Genomic DNA, 18,231 nt, shown 5'->3' with positions numbered 1-18,231 from the left:
ATTTTAAAGGAGGCAATCTAGCCTCCTTTAACTATGCTTTTGTTACACCGGACTCACACGCATTGCGCGTCTGAGTTTCATGTAATACCACAGGTTGGATAACGCAAATAGCGCTTCTGTAATAGCCAGTCCCCAGGTACCCGTTACTATGCCGTACAGAGTAAAGTTTAACGACCCCACTATCATGCAAATTCTTAACCCCGCCTCTTTGCAGTGAAGCTCACCGAAACGATACGCCATAAACGTAAATACAGGCATGGTTTCAATAAATGACGTTTTCCCCGTTAGGTTGTTCACCGTTAACACAAGGCACATCATAGATATCAGCGTTATATAAGTGGCAATAGGTGACAGCAGTTTCTGTTTTATTAGACGATAGCTGGTACTTAATCCCGCCACCGTAATAACGATTGCTCCTCCCCACGCTTGCTCAAATACCAGTAATGAACCAATGGCCACACAAAGACCCAGATTCAACAGCAGCAACTTGCGTTCTGTGTTGGACCAAAACGAGGCAACGGCAAACGCAACCGGAAAAGCATGTAACAAAAATTCAAACATCGCGCTTCACTCATAAAAATAAGAAGAAAAAAGGTTTTTAACGGCAGAGATTTTTACCGGCGAAGTGTAATTTTTAGCATTCAAAATGCCAATCAAAAATTAATCAATTTCGACGAACTACATACGCCTTCGCCGTGCTGCGAATTTGCCGTTTAAACCGCGATAGGCCTACGAATTACGGTAAAGAGCATTTATCTTATATTTGCATTGCCTTACTATGGGGTTACGTCGAAGTCATATAGCAATACGACGATATAAAAACATAACAAATGACAGGAAGTATCATGGGAAAATTTAAAGCCTCACTTACCGCTATGGCTGTTGTTGTAGCATTAAGTGCATGTTCAGAACAAAAAGTAGCCGAAACATCAGTAGCGCCAGTACCAGAAACAAGCACTGCAGACGCTTCAGGTACAGCACAATTCGATAATGTCTTATTACAAGAATTCAAAGGCCCCTACGGCGGCGTACCGGCATTCGATAAAATGTCGCTGGAAGATTTGAAGCCTGCGCTTGAAAAAGCTATGGAGTTAAACCTAAAAGAGATTAATGCCATTGCCAATAACGAGGCGCCACCAACGTTTGAAAACGTAATCGTTGCTATGGAGCGCGCTGGTGATGAACTAGGCCGGGTATTTACCTATTACGGCATCTGGAGTTCAAATAAATCTAGCCCTGAGTTTCGTGCAATTCAGGCAGAGATGTCTCCAAAACTTTCTGCTTTTTCGACAAAAATCACGCAAGACGAAAAACTGTTTGCCCGTGTAAAAGCTGTTTACGAATCTGATGAGTTAAACACGCTTACGCCTGAAGAACAGCGTATTGCTTGGATGACATATAACCGTTTTGCCCGCAATGGCGCAACGCTAGATGGTGAAGCGAAGAAACGCTATGCCGAGATTAATCAAGAGCTTGCTACCCTGCATACCAAGTTTTCTAATAACGTACTTGCGGACGAAGAAAATTACGTAACTTACATTACAGAAGACCAGCTCGACGGTCTTCCATCCTCGTTTGTTACTGCGGCGAAAGCGGCGGCTGAATCTCGTGGTGAAGAAGGCAAATATGCCATCACTAACACACGTTCTTCTATGGACCCGTTTTTAACGTATTCAACAAACCGTGACCTGCGCGAGAAAGTATGGCGTACCTATTATAATCGTGGCGACAATGCAGACAGCTTTGATAATAACGAAATTATCAAACGCATTCTGACCTTGCGAGATGAGCGTGTTGAACTGTTAGGTTACGAAAACTATGCTCAATGGCGCTTAGAAGATCGTATGGCAAAAAACCCCGAGAACGCCATGGACCTTATGATGAAAGTATGGCCAGCAGCCATTGCTAGGGTTGAAGAAGAAGTCGCCGACATGCAGGCCATTGCCAATGAAGAAGGCGCAGATATTACGATTGAGCCTTGGGATTACCGCTTCTATGCTGAAAAAGTGCGCCAGGCGAAATATGACTTAGACTCAAATGAAGTAAAACAATATCTACAGCTTGATAAACTTCGTGAGGCTATGTTTTACGTAGCGGGTCGCCTTTTCAATTTTAACTTCACTCCTGTTGAGGAAGGAAAAGTACCAGTATTCCACGAAGACGTAAAAGTGTGGGAAGTCACCGATAAAGACACCGGTGAACACATTGGTTTGTGGTATCTAGACCCCTTCTCTCGTCAAGGTAAGCGCTCGGGCGCATGGGCAACAACCTACCGCTCATACACAACATTCGATGGTAAGAAGACCGTTCTTTCTTCAAACAACTCTAACTTCGTAAAGGGTGCTGAAGGCGAAGCTACACTCATTTCTTTCGATGACGCTGAAACGTACTTCCACGAGTTCGGTCATGCCCTTCACTTCTTATCGGCAGACGTGAAGTATCCATCGTCACACTCTGGCGTTAGAGACTACACAGAGTTTCAGTCGCAACTTCTTGAGCGTTGGTTAACCACAGACGAAGTGATCAATAACTACCTTGTGCATCATGAAACTGGTGAGCCTATCCCTGCTGAACTTGTTGAAAAGATTAAGAAAGCATCTACGTTCAACGAAGGCTTCAAAACCACTGAGTATATGGCTTCTGCTATCATGGATCTGAAGTATCATACAACTGACCCAAGCAAGATTGAGCCAGATGCATTTGAAAGCGAAGAGCTGAAGAAAATAGATATGCCTGAGGAAATAGTGATGCGTCACCGTTCTCCACACTTTGGGCATGTTTTCTCGGGCGAAGGTTATGCTGCTGCATATTATGGCTACATGTGGGCAGAAGTGCTGACAGCAGATGCAGCAGAAGCCTTTATGGAAGCGCCGGGCGGTTTCTACGATAAAGAAGTAGGTGAGCGTTTAGTGAAATACTTATTCTCTGTACGCAATGCCATGGATCCAGGTGAGGCCTACCGCAAATTCCGTGGAAGAGACGCAAAAGTTGATGCACTAATGCGCGACAGAGGTTTTCCAATTCCATCAGACAGCGACCAATAAACAACCTGTTTACAAAGGTCACATTCCGCTTACAAATCCGCCAAATAGGGCTGTCTCTTATACACAAATCCCTACTAAGTAATTAGTGGGGATTTTTTTGAACTCTTCCTTCCAACTCTGATCAGATCTTTCACTTAACTCATTTGAAAGTCATATGGCAAGGATGGTTCAAACTGCAAACCATCCTTGAAGGCTATGAGCTAGCCCTGTCTCTTGATATCGACTTGTGATCAAGAGACAGCCAAATAGGGCGGCTTTTTTCATTGACCCTATGGTCAATTATGCCGCACAATTACGAGCCTGATATTGTTACCACTTAAGGTTAACTTTAGCGGACACTGGTCGATATTCTCTATTCGACAGCTTTAAAAAAATCTGTGCGGCAAAATAATAAGAATACTGCATAGTGTAATCAGCCAAATAGCGCTGTTTTCATTCGGACGTTGCTATGCCTCAATGCCACGTCACTTTTTCAGCATTAACTTACGTGGTCGAAAGCTATGACTTTCAGTATTAAACAAAAACTCATTATTTCTCTCATTGTTGCTGTGTTAGCAGCATCCATTTTAGTTGGTTCCATTAGCCAATGGATTGCACGAGATCTCGTTAAAGAGAATATGGAAACCCTGCAACTTCCTGCACTCCTTAAACAAATTGGCAACCGGGTTGATAGTGAAGCAAGCGTAATGCTAACGGTAGCTCATGGCATAGCGTCGAACCCAGATATTCTCGCATGGTCGGCTGCGGGTGCCGACAGAAATGGCGAGCAAAGGTTGCTGAGCTATCTCAACAACATAGTGAATTTTAACGACCTCACCGTTGCTTCTTTTGTAGATAGAAACACCTACAAATATTGGAATCAAGACGGCTTTTTACGCACATTAAAAAATGATGAATTTGACGGTTGGTTTTTTGCCTACAAAGACAGCGGTGAGCCTATTTCGCTGAGCTTATATAACGAGCCAGGCGAAGGCTATCGACTGTTTGCCAATTATCAGGAGGTCAACGGTCGCGGTATGTCTGGCGTTGCAAAATCGGTAGACGAGTTACTTACTATCATCAATGCGGTTAAGATTGCACAAACAGGCTTTGTATATTTGGTTGATGGCTCGGGCACTGTGATTGCGCACCCCGATACAAGCTTATTGGGTAAAGCCAAGCTGGCTTCTGTAAGTGATAGCAAAACCGCCTCTACGCTTCTTACAAAGCAAGATTTTGCCATGGCCACTAGCGAGCAAAGCAACGGTAAAATGCTGTTTGCGAGTACCTATGTGAAAAAGGCGGGATGGTATGTCGTTGCTCAGGTACCAGAGAGCGAACTTTACGCTTCGCTAAACGCAGGTAGCCAACAAATTATTATTTGGGCGCTCATTATTGCTGCGGGTTTTGCTGTGATCGGAATTTGGTTAGCAGGAACGCTCACAAAGCCTTTAGAGTCTCTGGCGGATATTTTTCAACAACTAGGTCAAGGCGGCGGTGATTTACGGGCTCGGATTCCCGTGCCCGAGCAAAAAGAAATTGCCAGACTGGTAGAGGGTTTCAATCAGTTTATTGGTCATCTGCATGCCACTATCACTCAAGTCGCTACAACGAGCCAGGCACTTAAAAGCTCTGCTGCAGACGTAACGCAACAATCGCAGCAAACTGAGCTTTCAACCAAGAGCCAGCGAGACCAAACGCTACAAGCAGCAGCGGCTTTAACTCAAATGGGAAGCACAGTAAATGAGGTGGCGCAATCTGCTACCCATGCAGCACAAAATGCAAATCAAGCGAATACTAATTCTGTTGCAGGCCGCCAAATAACCCAAAAGGCCGTTATGGCCATTCAAGACTTATCAGGGCAGATTCAATCAGTATCTGGTGTTATTCAGTCTCTTGATGAGCATACTGCAGCGATTGGCGGCATTCTTGATACCATTCGAGGGATTTCAGAGCAAACTAATCTACTTGCGCTGAATGCGGCTATTGAGGCTGCGCGAGCCGGTGACCACGGAAGAGGATTTTCGGTGGTAGCGGACGAAGTGAGAACCCTTGCGCAACGTGCAGCACAGGCTACAGACGAAATTCAGGTGAAAATTGATAAATTTCAACAAGACTCCAAGTCTGCTGTAGATCAAATGGAAACCAGTCGCGCTAAGACTGACGACGTTGTATCTGCAACTAACGAAATTGATGTATTACTGCAAAAAATCACGCATGAGATCTCAACTATCAACGATGTAAACACACAGGTAGCTACTGCGACTGAAGAGCAAGCTGTAGTGGTTGAGGATATTAGTCGCAATATTAATGACATCAGTGCCTCAAGCGAAGAGACATTAAACGCTACACATATTTTGGTAAGCGTTAGCGATAAATTAGATGCACTTGCAAAGGCGCTCTCGGTAGAGGTTAACCGATTTAAAATATAATACTGCTCTTTTCTCGTGTGAGTCTGGCTTTAACCTGAAAGCCAGACTCACTAATGTGCTTGATGTGAGAGCTCCTCTAACTGGGCATTATTGCCAACGTGTTGGTATAAAAGCTATGTTGTATTGTGGGATTTTTTTACAGTTGTTGTACGGTTTGTATAAGTTGCTGCTATCGCTGCTATAAAACCTGGGCTTTTGAAAGTGAAGCAGCACGCCCTTCAGTGGCTTCTTCGCTGAACCAGTAAGCCCCTTCGCTATCTACGCATACCCCTTCAACTTGTTTGTATCCTTCCAGCGGCCAAATATTCACTACCGCAAATGTGCTAGAGAGTGATGCCATAAACGCTGCGAAATTTCCAAACGGATCTGACTTGTACCCTACAACCACATATTGATTTTTGCTTGCGTCATAATCGACGCCCGTTACTACACCCGGTAACCCTTCTATTGATGCGAAAGGTGTGAGCATTTGCGCTAGTTTTTCCTCATTAACTCGATCATTGATTTGGTAAATATGGGTATTACCAGAGCGCCAACTTTTCGAAAATAAAAGTAATTCACTGCCTTTCTTTACCAAAGCTTCAGCGTCAAAATCATGGGCATAGGGAATATTACCCGCAGGGTTATTATCTGCATATTTTATAACAAGGGGCGTTACATTATTGATGTCTTGACGACTAACCTTATACACTTCTAGCTGTTCTCGCTGCCCTTTATTGTTGCCAATGTCTGCAACAAATAAGTATTCGTCGTCTGCGGTAATGGCTTCCCAATCATTATTTCTGATCGATAGTGCTAATTCTTCTGTTATCGTCCCATCATAACTCACGCTATACACCACTGGTGCATTTCCAGAATCGTTAATAGACAATATTTGATTGTCGTCGGCACAAGACAACCCGGATGTTTCCGAAAGTGCTTTTGGGAGCATAATCGTCTTAGTAATATTTAAGGGAGTCGAGGGCACTGGAATCGAGGAGCACGCACTTACAAGTGCGGTTGCAGTAAAAGCGAAGGTTAAACCCAAGATTAATTTCACACGAATTCTCAATGTAGCGTATTCATTCCATTATATGAGGTTATCAGATATTGTTTATCCGTCTTGCAAAAAATCGCAAGTAATGAGGTATTGGTCTAAACATTGTGTGCTAGCGTAACCATAAACAAATATTAATAAAGTAGCAGCACGTAACGCATCGCTACGGAATTAACGGGTGTAAATAAGGAAATAATCGTGTCTGACCCCTTGCTCTCTCTTGTTTCTGTTGGTTTGCTATCTATTGGTTGCCAATACCTAGCCTATAGAATTCGACTTCCCGCTATTCTCCCCTTGTTAATAGCAGGTATATTAGTGGGGCCAGTTTTTGGCGTACTCGATGCAGACGCATTGTTTGGCGACCTTCTATTCCCAGTAGTCTCGCTGTCTGTTGCTATAATTCTTTTCGAAGGGTCTCTTACACTCAAATTTAAAGACATAGCCGGTCATGGCAATATGGTGCGTAACTTATGCACCGTTGGGGTATTAATTACCGGCGCTATTTCTGCTGCGGTTGCGCACTATAGTTTGGATCTTACTTGGCAGCTTTCGTTTTTGTTTGGCGCTATCGTAACGGTAACTGGGCCCACCGTGATAGTTCCAATGCTAAGAACGGTAAGACCGCATACTAACCTAGCTAACATTCTTCGATGGGAAGGTATAATTATCGATCCGATAGGCGCCCTGCTCGCCGTTTTGGTTTTCGAGTTCATTGTTGCCTCGCAAGAAAATGCAATCTCACAGACGTTTATTGCTTTTGGTAAAACTATCGGCATAGGCTCTGTGCTTGGGCTAGCATCTGGCTATTTCCTTGGGCTATGCGTTCGCAAAGATTGGATCCCACACTACCTTCTCAACACTGCGGTTCTAACAATTATCTTAGGTGTCTTTGCGGCCTCTAACTATGTTGCTCACGAATCTGGGCTATTAGCCGTCACGATTACCGGCATGGTAATGGCAAATATGAAAAATGTGGATGTGGAAGATATTCTTGAGTTTAAAGAAACCCTGAGTGTGCTTCTGATATCTGGGTTATTTATTTTGCTAGCCACTCGACTCAACCTTAATTCAGTTGCAGAAGTTGGCTGGGGCTCTGTGATAGTGCTGGCCACCATTATGTTTGTAGCAAGACCCGTGTCTGTTCTTATATCGAGTATTGGCACTGGCTTAAAGCTGAATGAAATAGCGTTACTAAGTTGGATAGCTCCTCGTGGTATTGTTGCCGCAGCAGTGTCGGCGCTTTTTTCCTTGAAGCTTGAAGAGATTGGTTATGAGGGCGCTGGTATCATAGTGCCCATTGTGTTTATGGTTATCATTGCCACTGTGGTTGTGCAAAGTGTAACAGCGCGAACGGTAGCAACTCTTCTTAAAGTGCGGGCACCAGCGCCAACGGGATATTTAATATTCGGTGGCAGTAAATTTAATCGAATGCTAGCCGCTGAAATGATCAATCAGAAACTCGACGTAATTGTTACAGATACAAATTGGGATGCCATACGCGAGGCCAGAATGATGGATATCCCTGTGTACTTTGGCAACCCTATGTCAGAGCATGCAGCGCGCCACCTAGATATATCGACTATTGGCACAGTGCTTATTATGTCACCGTACAAGCAGCTTAACCCGCCAATTGCCTACCACTTTGAGCATACGTTGGGAAAAGACAAAGTTTGGGCACTGACTAACAACGAACAATCCACGAGACCTAGCCATCAAGTTAGTGAGCAGTATGCAAAAAAACTTACCTTGTTTGATGAAGGCGTAACGTATGGCTATTTAGCCTCTGCCGTGGCTAGGGAGTCAACGATAAAAACAACGCCACTGTCAGAAGAGTTTGATTATGAGCAGTACATCCACAAATACGGCGATAGAGCGACGCCACTTATTGCCATAGATGCTGATAATAAGAGCTTTACTTTTGTTAACGGTAGAGAACTTGAACCTAAGCCGGGATGGCGTCTTATCAGTCTTGTGGAGCCTGAAAGAGTGTCAGTGTCTGAGGAGGCGTCAGCGGAGCAAGGCTAAGCGACAAAGCAGTGTATAAAGAAATGTAGTAAGAAAACCTCCTGCCAGCGGCAGGAGGTCTCTCCCTGGAAAACGCGTGAAACAGTGCCCATTAGTTTGTGAGCTTTGTTATTTGAGTTTTACCGAAGTCACGTCGTCTACCGTCTTATAGCAAAGGTCGAACCACTTTTAATATTCTTTTTATTTTCATGCGGTTACATAAAATTTAATGTAATTTAAGAGTATGGCGAATCATACAACGTCCCAATTCTGTGCAGGAGCGCACAGTTTCGGGGTTCGATTATTAGCCAAAAGTATAAGGTATCAAAGAGTAGGCTGAGTGTTTTACTCACATTACCGTTCAGTAAATCCTGCTATACACTCAATGGTCTTATCAAGCGCCCCACTGTTTTCTTCGAGCACCAAGCCTGCAGCTCTTCCTGCTTTTTTGCAAAGCTGATCTGAAGATAAAAAAGTATTGCACGCCTCGGCAATACTCACTGCATCATGAATAATCGTTAGTGCCCCTCGTTCTACTAAATAGTCGCAGATTACAGGGTTATTATAAACGTTAGGCCCCATTAGAATGGGCAAGGAAAATGCGGCAGGCTCAAGCGCATTATGTCCGCCCTTTTGTGCAATAGAACCTCCAACGAAAGCTAGTGTAGCCACAGAATAAGCATCATTGAGTTTGCCCATCTCATCAAGTAGCACAACGCTCACGCCAGCGTGCGAATTTGTCCCGACTGAACTACGAGTAAAAGGTATGTTTTTTGTCGTTAACAGCTCTGCTACTTCATCAAACCGCTCTGGGTGTCTGGGCACAATCACCACTTTCAAATTCGGATGCACGTTCCACAATATGGCAGCGGCTTCTAATATTTGAGATTCTTCGGGTGCATGGGTACTTCCCGCCACCAATACGGGGCCATCATGCTGTTCTAGCTTCATGAACCCTTTGATATTCTGATTTACCGACGCTGCTTGATCGAACTTAATATTATTTGTCAGCGTTAGCTTGTTTGAAGAAAGCCCTAGAGAGAGGTAATTCCGGTAGTCATCTTGCCCTTGAGCACAAACGTGACTGATTTTGAGCAGTAGAGGTTTAAATAGCTTACCTATTTTTTTATATCGAACTGCAGATCTACTCGTCATTCGCGCGTTTATCACGATAACCGGGATGTTTTGCTTCCAACATGTATGTATTAGATTGGGCCATAACTCAACTTCAGTGATAAGCATAGCCTTTGGTTGTACACGCCGTAACATCAGTAACATGAAGATTGGCAAGTCAAACGGTAAATAGAAATGATTGACCTTGTCGCCGAAGATATCCCGCACTCGAGCAGAGCCTGTAGCGGTTGTAGTGGTCACCGTTATGCTTGTGTTAGGTTCTGCTACAAGTAATTGCTTTATAACGCAGGACGCCGCTACGACTTCGCCGACTGAGACACAATGGAATAAATAGCCATTCTTTTGACGAGGCGCAGGTACCATACCAAAGCGCTCAAAATGCCCGTGAGAATTGTCCGCACCTTGACTATTTTTCTTTCCCGCGAGTTTGAATAAAACCAGAGGTATGAGTAAAAGAAGAACGAGCGAATACAAATAGCGACATAGTTCATCGATGAGAGTGGGTTTTACACTGTCTCGCTGGTCAGCAGACATAATGTATCCTTGGTCCTTAATACAATGAGAATAGCTAACACGTTATGTGTTAACCATAAGGTATATGGTAGGTGAGTATACTCGTTTAAAGAGTTTCTATCAGCGCCAAAAAACAAAAAAGCCGCTCAAGAGCGGCTTTTTTAGAGACTAAAAAAGAGAACGATTAAACGCCTGCTTTTTCAATAACGTCTACAAGCATCCAAGTTTTGTTCTTAGATAGTGGACGACATTCACGTACTGTTACTACGTCGCCTTTATTGCATACATTACTTTCGTCGTGGGCGTGAAGCTTAGTAGAGCGCTTGATGAACTTCCCATAGATAGGGTGCTTAACAAAACGTTCAACTACAACAGTAATGGTTTTATCCATCTTGTTGCTAACCACACGACCTTGCACTGTACGAATTTTTTGCTCAGTCATTACGCATCAGCCTTTTGAGTCAGAATGGTTTTAACACGCGCGATGTTACGACGTACTTTTTTCAACTGGTCAGTTTTTTCAAGCTGGCCTGTTGAGTGCTGCATGCGCAGGTTGAACTGTTCGCGTAGCAGGTTAATCAACTCTGCGTTCAGCTCTTCTACGCTTTTTTCTTTCAGTTCAGTCGCTTTCATTACATCACCGTCCGAGTTACAAAGGTTGTTTTAAATGGCAGTTTAGCCGCTGCCAATTCAAACGCTTCGCGTGCAAGATTTTCAGGAACACCTTCCATCTCATAAAGAACACGACCAGGCTGAATTTGGCATACCCAGTACTCAACGTTACCTTTACCTTTACCTTGACGCACTTCAAGAGGCTTCTCAGTAATTGGCTTGTCAGGGAAAACTCGAATCCAAATTTTACCTTGACGCTTAACGTGACGAGTCATAGCACGACGCGCTGCTTCGATTTGACGCGCAGTCATACGACCGCGGCCTGTCGCTTTAAGGCCGTAAGTACCAAAGGCTACAGTGCTTCCCGCAGCCATGCCGCGGTTGCGGCCTTTGTGCATCTTACGGAACTTCATGCGTTTTGGTTGTAACATGATTAGCCCTCTCGCTTAGCGTTGCGGCCTTTCTTCTTAGGTTGAGCAGCTGGTTGTTGCTCTTGAGCTGTAGGTAGTCCACCTAGAACCTCACCCTTGAAGATCCATACCTTAACGCCGATGATGCCGTAAGTAGTTGATGCTTCTGAGGTTGCGTAATCGATATCTGCACGGAAAGTGTGCAGAGGAACGCGACCTTCACGATACCATTCAGAACGAGCAATTTCTGCTCCGCCTAAACGGCCGCTAACTTCAACTTTAATACCTTTAGCGCCTAGACGCATTGCATTTTGTACCGCACGCTTCATAGCGCGACGGAACATAACACGACGCTCTAGCTGGCTAGAAATGCTGTCAGCGACTAACTGACCATCTAGCTCTGGCTTACGTACTTCAGCGATATTAATCTGAGCTGGCACACCGGCTAGCTTAGACACATAGTTACGCAACTTTTCTACGTCTTCACCTTTCTTACCGATAACCACGCCTGGACGAGCTGTGTGAATAGTCACACGGATGCTCTTAGCAGGACGCTCGATCACGATTTTAGAAAGTGAAGCGTTCTTAAGTTGCTTAGTCAGATACTGACGTACCTGATGATCGTTATACAGGTTGTCCGCATAGTCTGCAGTATTAGCGTACCAGGTAGAAGTCCATGGTTTACTGATACCCAGGCGTATACCTGTAGGATGTACCTTCTGTCCCATTATCTACTCCTAGTTATCCGCTACAACCACAGTGATGTGACTGCTGCGCTTGAAGATGCGATCAGCACGGCCTTTGGCGCGTGTTTTGATTCGCTTCATAGTTGGACCTTCGTCAACAAAGATTTTGGCTACGACAAGCTCGTCGATATCCGCGCCTTCGTTGTGCTCTGCGTTAGCAATCGCAGACTCCAAAACTTTCTTTACTAGCGCTGCGCTTTTCTTCGGGCTGTACGTAAGAACTTCAAGAGCTTTCTCTACGTGTAAACCGCGAACCTGATCCGCAACCAAGCGTGCCTTTTGAGCCGACGTGCGGGCAAAACGGTGTTTAGCTAATGCTTCCATCTTCCTACCCCTTAACGTTTAGCTTTCTTATCCGCGACATGGCCGCGGTAAGTACGCGTTGGCGCAAATTCGCCCAACTTGTGGCCGACCATTTCGTCACTAATAATGACAGGTACATGTTGTCGACCGTTATGGACCGCAATGGTCAACCCAATCATATCTGGGATGATCATGGAACGACGAGACCAAGTCTTAATTGGTTTACGTTCGTTCTTTTCCACTGCAGCCTCTACCTTCTTCAGCAAGTGAAGGTCGATAAATGGACCTTTCTTGAGAGAACGTGGCATGGTGAATCCTCGCTATTACTTGTTACGACGACGTACGATAAGTTTATCGGTACGCTTGTTGCTTCGGGTTTTCTTACCTTTAGTAGGAACACCCCAAGGAGATACTGGATGACGACCACCCGACGTGCGTCCTTCACCACCACCGTGTGGGTGATCAACCGGGTTCATGGCAACACCACGAACGGTAGGACGGATACCACGCCAGCGCGTTGCACCAGCTTTACCCAATGAACGAAGCATGTGTTCTGCATTACCAACTTCACCAATAGTGGCGCGGCAATCAGATAATACCTTACGCATTTCGCCAGAGCGAAGACGTAGAGTAACGTAGTTAGTGTCACGTGCTAAGATCTGAGCGTAAGCGCCAGCAGAGCGTGCGATTTGTGCACCTTTACCAGGCTTCATTTCAATTGCGTGTACAACACTACCAACAGGAATGTTACGCATAGGCAATGTGTTACCAGACTTGATCGGAGCACCCGAACCAGACTGGATTGCATCACCAGCTCTCATACCTTTTGGAGCCAGAATGTAACGACGTTCACCATCTGCGTACAATACTAGAGCAATGTTAGCAGAACGGTTTGGATCGTATTCTAAACGCTCAACTTTGGCTGGAATGCCATCTTTGTTGCGTTTAAAGTCAATCACACGATAGTGTTGCTTATGACCACCACCAATGTGACGAGTTGTAATACGACCATGGTTGTTACGACCGCCAGATTTGCTGTTCTTTTCTAGCAAAGGTGCGTACGGTGCACCTTTGTGCAGGTCAGGGTTAGTAACCTGAACAACGTGACGACGACCGGCAGAAGTTGGCTTAGCTTTCAATAATGGCATTTCTAATCCCCTTCTTACTCAGCGCCACCGACAAAGTCGATGTCCTGACCTTCTTTAAGAACCACGTAGGCCTTTTTCCAGTCGCTGCGTTTACCGAAAGACATACCGTGACGTTTAGTTTTACCTTTAACGTTCACTGTGCGAACACCTTCAACTTCAACTTCAAACAGTTTTTCAACTGCAGCTTTAATTTCGGCTTTATTCGCGTCTTTGGCTACTTTAAATACAACTGTGTTGTTCGCTTCAGCAGCCATTGTAGACTTTTCTGAAACGTGAGGTGCTACTAGCACCTTCAGTAGACGTTCTTCTTTCATGCTAACGCCTCCTCAAGTTGTTTAACCGCATCAGCAGTAATTAGCACTTTTTCGAATGCAATCAAGCTCACTGGGTCAATGCCTGCTACGTCGCGTACGTCAACTTTATATAAGTTACGAGCCGCTAAGAACAAGTTTTCATCTACTTCAGGAGTAACGATAAGAACATCATTTAGTTCATATTCGTTAAGTGCAGAAATAAGTTCTTTTGTCTTAGGTGCTTCAACACCGAACTTTTCAACCACGATCAAACGATCTTGGCGAATTAGTTCTGACAAAATGCTCTTAATCGCACCGCGATACATTTTCTTGTTAACTTTTTGTTCGAAGTCACGAGGCTTAGCTGCGAAAGCACGGCCACCGCCAACCCAAATTGGGCTACGGATTGTACCAGCACGAGCTCGGCCAGTACCTTTTTGACGCCATGGCTTCTTACCGCCACCACGAACTTCAGCGCGAGTTTTCTGCGCTTTTGTACCCTGACGCGCGCCTGCACCGTAAGCTACAACGACTTGGTGTACCAAGGCTTCGTTGAATTCACGTCCAAAGGTCGCTTCGGATACTTCAAGAGCGCTTTGCGCGTCTTTCAATGTTAATTCCATCAGTTCACTCCCCAGACGTTACGCTTTAACAGCTGGCTTGACGATAACGTCATTACCAGTTGCGCCAGGTACGGCACCTTTAACAAGGATAAGGCCGTTCTCTACGTCAACACGTACAACTTCCAAAGACTGCGTAGTCACTTGCTTGTTACCAAGCTGACCAGCCATTTTCTTGCCTTTGAAAACTTTACCTGGTGATTGGTTTTGGCCAATTGAACCAGGAGCACGGTGAGACAAAGAGTTACCGTGAGTCATACGCTGAGAACTAAAGTTCCAACGTTTGATCGCGCCAGCAAAACCTTTACCTTTTGATGTACCAGTGACATCAATCTTTTTGGTATCGTTAAAGATTTCAACAGTGATTTCACCGCCGACTTCAATATCGTTACCTTCGTTATCTTCTAGGCGGAATTCTGCTAGAGTGCGACCAGCTTCAACACCAGCTTTAGCAAAGTGACCTGCTTCGGCTTTGTTGACGCGGTTAGCTTTCTTAGTTCCAGCAGTAACCTGAAGAGCGCGATAACCGTCTGTTTCTTCAGTACGTAACTGAGTAACACGGTTTGGGGTCGCTTCAATAACAGTCACAGGGATTGACGTGCCATCTTCAGTGAAGATGCGAGTCATACCCACTTTACGACCGATTAGACCAATCGCCATTGTTATAACCCTCTCTTGTTAGCCCAGGCTGATTTGAACATCAACACCAGCAGCCAAGTCCAAACGCATCAACGCGTCAACTGTTTTATCAGTTGGCTCGATGATGTCTACCAAACGCTTGTGAGTACGAATCTCATATTGGTCACGTGCATCTTTATTTACGTGAGGAGATGTCAATACCGTATAGCGTTCTTTGCGAGTAGGCAGTGGAATTGGACCGCTGACCTGAGCACCAGTACGTTTCGCCGTTTCAACGATTTCAGCCGTAGACTGATCGATCAACTTGTGATCAAACGCTTTCAAACGAATACGAATTCTTTGATTTGGCATCGATTAAGCTCCAATCGAAAGAACAAAAAAATTCACCCCTTCTTTTCTATTTTGTTCAGAAAGAAAGGATGTGCGTAAACCGATGGTTCCCAATTGGAACCCTGTTCTTATTTTTAGCACGCTTGTAATAGCTTGGTCGGTAAAGACAAATCTCTTACGTCGGCAGCCACCCTAAAAGCAGTGTGGTTGCGGCTAAAAAATCAATGCCCTATTCAGGCAGTGGGCGCGAATTATACAGAAGCGTTGAGGTAATGCAACTACTAGATTGCTTTTTGTTCTATATTTAGCGCATAAAATTTGAATTCAGTGAGGTTCCTCAACCCTAATGATTATTTTACGTCTTTGCTATTTTGTTGCTAAGTCATTAGTTCAAAGTTTTATATTCAAAGTAGACTTATTGCCCCACCTGACGTAAATGTATATTGTTGCTGATAACATAGCGAAACGCAGCGCTTGGTGTAATTTACGATCGTCTGCCTAGGTGCGATAAACAGGTAACATTGTTAAACTAAAGTTAAACGTGTCTGTAAGTCTTTTGTGCGCAAGTATGCAAACGCAAACCGTAAGGTCCAGCCGTTTATACCGTTGTTCTTAAAACTGGCTTTGTTGGCTTTGCTTAAGGTCGCGCCCGGGAATTTTTATTAAAGGAATGAGACAAAAGGTCTTACTCCGCAAAGTAGTGGGAATATGGAAGTAGTCAATAATCAACAAACGTTCTCTCAAATCAGGCGTATTCTGAATAACCATTCTACGCTGCTCGATGCTTATGGTTTGTTAGAGCCTATTATCTTAGAACTGTTTGGTGCTCAGCGCATGAGTATTTTTCAGCGCAGGCGCCAGCACCAAGACTTGGTTGCCCGTTTTAAAACTGGGAAAGAAACACAAGAAATTAAAGTGCCTATCAGTCCAATGTCTATTGCAGGGTACGTTGCACTTTCTCAGAAGCCTGTTGTTATTGACGACCCTTACAACACAACCATGCTTCAAAGTATTCACCCTCGACTCAGGTTTGCTGGCAAATTCGATAAAGACAGTGACTTCAAAACCTTAAATATTCTCTGTGTCCCTATAATGAATGCCGGAGTGCTAATGGGTGTAATCCAGATTATCAATAAGGTAGAAAGTGCCTTCTCCGAAGATGATCTTAAACTGGGTAACGCGCTCGCTTTAATACTGGGTGACAAATTTCGTTTTGAATTAGGGGGCACCAATAACCCATTCGATCTATTAGTTCACAAAAGTCTTATCGATGAAAACACCCTCGAAGAAATAAAGCTTTCGACACCAGATATACGAGCCCTTGTTCAACGTCTTGTTTCTGAGCACCGTATTTCAGAAGAAGAGATTGGTAACTCTTTATCAATTCACTACCAAGTCCCTTTTATTCCCTATTTGCCAGATAAATACCACCGCTTTGAAAATGAAAGTAAGCTCAATGTTTCCTATTTAAAGCGTAACTATGTTGCAGTTATAGCAGATGCTCACGAAAAGCCTATCGTATTGATGGCCGAACCTAACAACGCAGCACTTCTAATGGAAATAGAGAGTGCAATGGGCATTGAGAGTTATGAAATTGCGGTTAGCTTACCTAGCTTAGTCTTGCAATATCTCGGTGAAAACAGCGGGGGCGGTGGCCCTGGCGAGATGAGTGAAATACTGGATGAAATTGGTACCTCTAGCGACGAAAAAGAAGACCAATTTGATGAGTTATCCGATGATGCACCTGCGGTAGTTCGTTTAGTAAGCCGTGTATTGCACGATGCCAAGCGTCTTAATGCCTCAGATATTCACATAGATCCCGAGAAAAATGCGCCTACCCGTGTTCGTATGCGTGTAGACGGTGTGTGTAGAGACATGAACCAAGTTCCTCACTCGCACCATAACGCAGTGATAGCGCGTATAAAGATTATGTCGAATTTAAATATCGCCGAAAAACGTGTTCCGCAAGACGGTAAGCTGGCATTTAGAATGAACGGCCAACTTGTAGAGGTTCGCGTAGCCACTATTCCAACCGTTGCAGGCGAAGGCGTAGTAATGAGGATATTGGCCTCTGGTGGAGCCATGCCCATAGAAAAAATGAACTTGGCTCCCAACAACCGGGCTCGCCTTGAAGATATGATTAAAAAGCCTCACGGCATTCTTCTTGTTGTTGGGCCAACAGGCTCGGGTAAAACCACAACACTACACGCCATACTTGGGTATTTGAACACACCTGAGAAAAAGATATGGACTGCTGAAGATCCCGTAGAGATTACCCAGCCAGGTTTACAGCAAGTTCAAGTGAGCCCAAAAATTGGATTTACCTTTGCCAATGCTCTTCGCGCTTTCTTACGTGCAGACCCCGATATTATTCTTATTGGTGAGATGCGTGATAAAGAGACTGCCCATGCGGGTATTGAGGCCTCACTAACAGGTCACTTAGTATTGTCTACGCTGCATACCAACTCAGCACCTGAAACCATTACTCGTTTACTTGATTTAGGGTTAGACCCAGTTAACTTTTCAGATGCCTGTGTAGGAATACTTGCTCAGCGTCTTATTCGTACATTGTGCGGTAAGTGTAAAGAGAAATACGTAGCGACTGAAAAGGATATGGCGTTTATTGAACGCCAGTACGGCAAAGAGCACATGCACGAGCTAAACCTATCTGGTATTCCAGAGCTTTATAAAGCGAAAGGGTGCTCAGAGTGCGGTAATACCGGCTATAAAGGTAGAACCGGTGTGCATGAATTACTGGGTATGACACCAGAACTGCGCTCGTTAGTGTATAAAGAGTCAAGTGTAGCTCAAATGAAGAAGCAGGCTACGGACGATGGAATGCGCACCTTGGTTCAAGACGCTATATTCAAAGTGATAAAAGGCGACACTGATTTAGCGCAAGTTCAAATAGTCAGTGGAGATTAAACTACGCTAAAAATAAAACGCCCCTTCGTGATTTATTCACCAAGGGGCGTTTTTAACTCTACT

The 18,231-nt window shown here is 44.5% G+C and carries 18 protein-coding genes; 4 read left to right on the top strand and 14 right to left on the bottom strand.

Annotated features, from left to right (window positions below; all coding sequences use genetic code 11):
* Window positions 1–42: 42 nt before the first annotated feature.
* Window positions 43–561, bottom strand: coding sequence for a YgjV family protein (locus tag BM528_RS01930; protein WP_071978426.1), 519 nt, complete (start codon window positions 559–561; stop codon window positions 43–45).
* A 284-nt stretch (window positions 562–845) separates the two neighbouring features.
* On the opposite strand from BM528_RS01930, the gene BM528_RS01925 reads away from it, so the two are divergent.
* Window positions 846–3,044: a M3 family metallopeptidase gene (locus BM528_RS01925; protein ID WP_071978425.1), complete on the top strand. Its 2,199-nt coding sequence runs from the start codon at window positions 846–848 to the stop codon at window positions 3,042–3,044.
* Between the two features lie 500 nt (window positions 3,045–3,544).
* On the top strand, window positions 3,545–5,455 hold the full coding sequence (locus BM528_RS01920; protein ID WP_071978424.1) for a methyl-accepting chemotaxis protein: 1,911 nt from the start codon (window positions 3,545–3,547) through the stop codon (window positions 5,453–5,455).
* Window positions 5,456–5,633: 178 nt separating this feature from the next.
* On the opposite strand, the gene BM528_RS01915 is transcribed toward BM528_RS01920, so the two are convergent.
* Window positions 5,634–6,386, bottom strand: a complete 753-nt coding sequence (locus BM528_RS01915) for a hypothetical protein (protein WP_232230548.1) — start codon at window positions 6,384–6,386, stop codon at window positions 5,634–5,636.
* Window positions 6,387–6,689: 303 nt separating this feature from the next.
* Here BM528_RS01915 and BM528_RS01910 point away from each other — a divergent pair, with 303 nt between their 5' ends.
* A complete protein-coding gene (locus BM528_RS01910; protein WP_071978422.1) occupies window positions 6,690–8,516 on the top strand; it encodes a cation:proton antiporter in 1,827 nt (608 codons plus the stop codon).
* A gap of 333 nt (window positions 8,517–8,849) precedes the next feature.
* On the opposite strand, the gene BM528_RS01905 is transcribed toward BM528_RS01910, so the two are convergent.
* From BM528_RS01905 to rpsJ, 12 genes are all read right to left on the bottom strand, one after another.
* The gene (locus tag BM528_RS01905) at window positions 8,850–10,163 is read right to left on the bottom strand and encodes a 3-deoxy-D-manno-octulosonic acid transferase (protein ID WP_071978421.1); all 1,314 of its coding nucleotides are present in this window, start codon (window positions 10,161–10,163) and stop codon (window positions 8,850–8,852) included.
* Window positions 10,164–10,326: 163 nt separating this feature from the next.
* Entirely contained in the window at window positions 10,327–10,584 is a 258-nt protein-coding gene (rpsQ, locus tag BM528_RS01900) for a 30S ribosomal protein S17 (RefSeq protein ID WP_071978420.1), read from the bottom strand.
* Complete coding sequence (gene rpmC, locus BM528_RS01895; RefSeq protein WP_071978419.1) at window positions 10,584–10,775, bottom strand: 50S ribosomal protein L29; 192 nt, start codon at window positions 10,773–10,775, stop codon at window positions 10,584–10,586. The genes rpsQ and rpmC overlap by 1 nt, the downstream gene beginning before the upstream one ends.
* Entirely contained in the window at window positions 10,775–11,185 is a 411-nt protein-coding gene (gene rplP, locus BM528_RS01890; protein ID WP_032095149.1) for a 50S ribosomal protein L16, read from the bottom strand. The genes rpmC and rplP overlap by 1 nt, the downstream gene beginning before the upstream one ends.
* A gap of 2 nt (window positions 11,186–11,187) precedes the next feature.
* Window positions 11,188–11,892, bottom strand: a complete 705-nt coding sequence (gene rpsC / locus BM528_RS01885; RefSeq protein ID WP_071978418.1) for a 30S ribosomal protein S3 — start codon at window positions 11,890–11,892, stop codon at window positions 11,188–11,190.
* A gap of 9 nt (window positions 11,893–11,901) precedes the next feature.
* A complete protein-coding gene (rplV, locus tag BM528_RS01880) occupies window positions 11,902–12,234 on the bottom strand; it encodes a 50S ribosomal protein L22 (protein WP_032095147.1) in 333 nt (110 codons plus the stop codon).
* 11 nt (window positions 12,235–12,245) lie between these two features.
* Window positions 12,246–12,521, bottom strand: coding sequence for a 30S ribosomal protein S19 (rpsS, locus tag BM528_RS01875; protein ID WP_012516961.1), 276 nt, complete (start codon window positions 12,519–12,521; stop codon window positions 12,246–12,248).
* A gap of 15 nt (window positions 12,522–12,536) precedes the next feature.
* Complete coding sequence (gene rplB / locus BM528_RS01870; protein WP_071978417.1) at window positions 12,537–13,361, bottom strand: 50S ribosomal protein L2; 825 nt, start codon at window positions 13,359–13,361, stop codon at window positions 12,537–12,539.
* Window positions 13,362–13,375: 14 nt separating this feature from the next.
* A complete protein-coding gene (gene rplW / locus BM528_RS01865) occupies window positions 13,376–13,675 on the bottom strand; it encodes a 50S ribosomal protein L23 (protein WP_012516959.1) in 300 nt (99 codons plus the stop codon).
* Window positions 13,672–14,277 (bottom strand): 50S ribosomal protein L4, encoded by a 606-nt coding sequence (gene rplD / locus BM528_RS01860; protein ID WP_071978416.1) that lies wholly within the window; start codon window positions 14,275–14,277, stop codon window positions 13,672–13,674. Before rplD ends, rplW begins: the two co-directional genes overlap by 4 nt.
* 18 nt (window positions 14,278–14,295) lie before the next feature.
* Window positions 14,296–14,934, bottom strand: coding sequence for a 50S ribosomal protein L3 (gene rplC / locus BM528_RS01855; protein WP_032095144.1), 639 nt, complete (start codon window positions 14,932–14,934; stop codon window positions 14,296–14,298).
* 18 nt (window positions 14,935–14,952) lie between these two features.
* Window positions 14,953–15,264 carry a 30S ribosomal protein S10 gene (gene rpsJ / locus BM528_RS01850; RefSeq protein ID WP_006012796.1) on the bottom strand — a complete coding sequence of 104 codons (312 nt, stop codon included), beginning with the start codon at window positions 15,262–15,264 and terminating at the stop codon, window positions 14,953–14,955.
* A gap of 687 nt (window positions 15,265–15,951) precedes the next feature.
* On the opposite strand from rpsJ, the gene BM528_RS01845 reads away from it, so the two are divergent.
* On the top strand, window positions 15,952–18,168 hold the full coding sequence (locus tag BM528_RS01845) for a GspE/PulE family protein (RefSeq protein WP_071978415.1): 2,217 nt from the start codon (window positions 15,952–15,954) through the stop codon (window positions 18,166–18,168).
* Window positions 18,169–18,231: the final 63 nt, after the last annotated feature.

The organism is Alteromonas sp. RW2A1 (assembly GCF_001886475.1).
GTDB classification, from domain to species: Bacteria; Pseudomonadota; Gammaproteobacteria; order Enterobacterales; family Alteromonadaceae; genus Alteromonas; species Alteromonas hispanica.
This window is presented reverse-complemented; position numbering and strand designations above follow the sequence as displayed.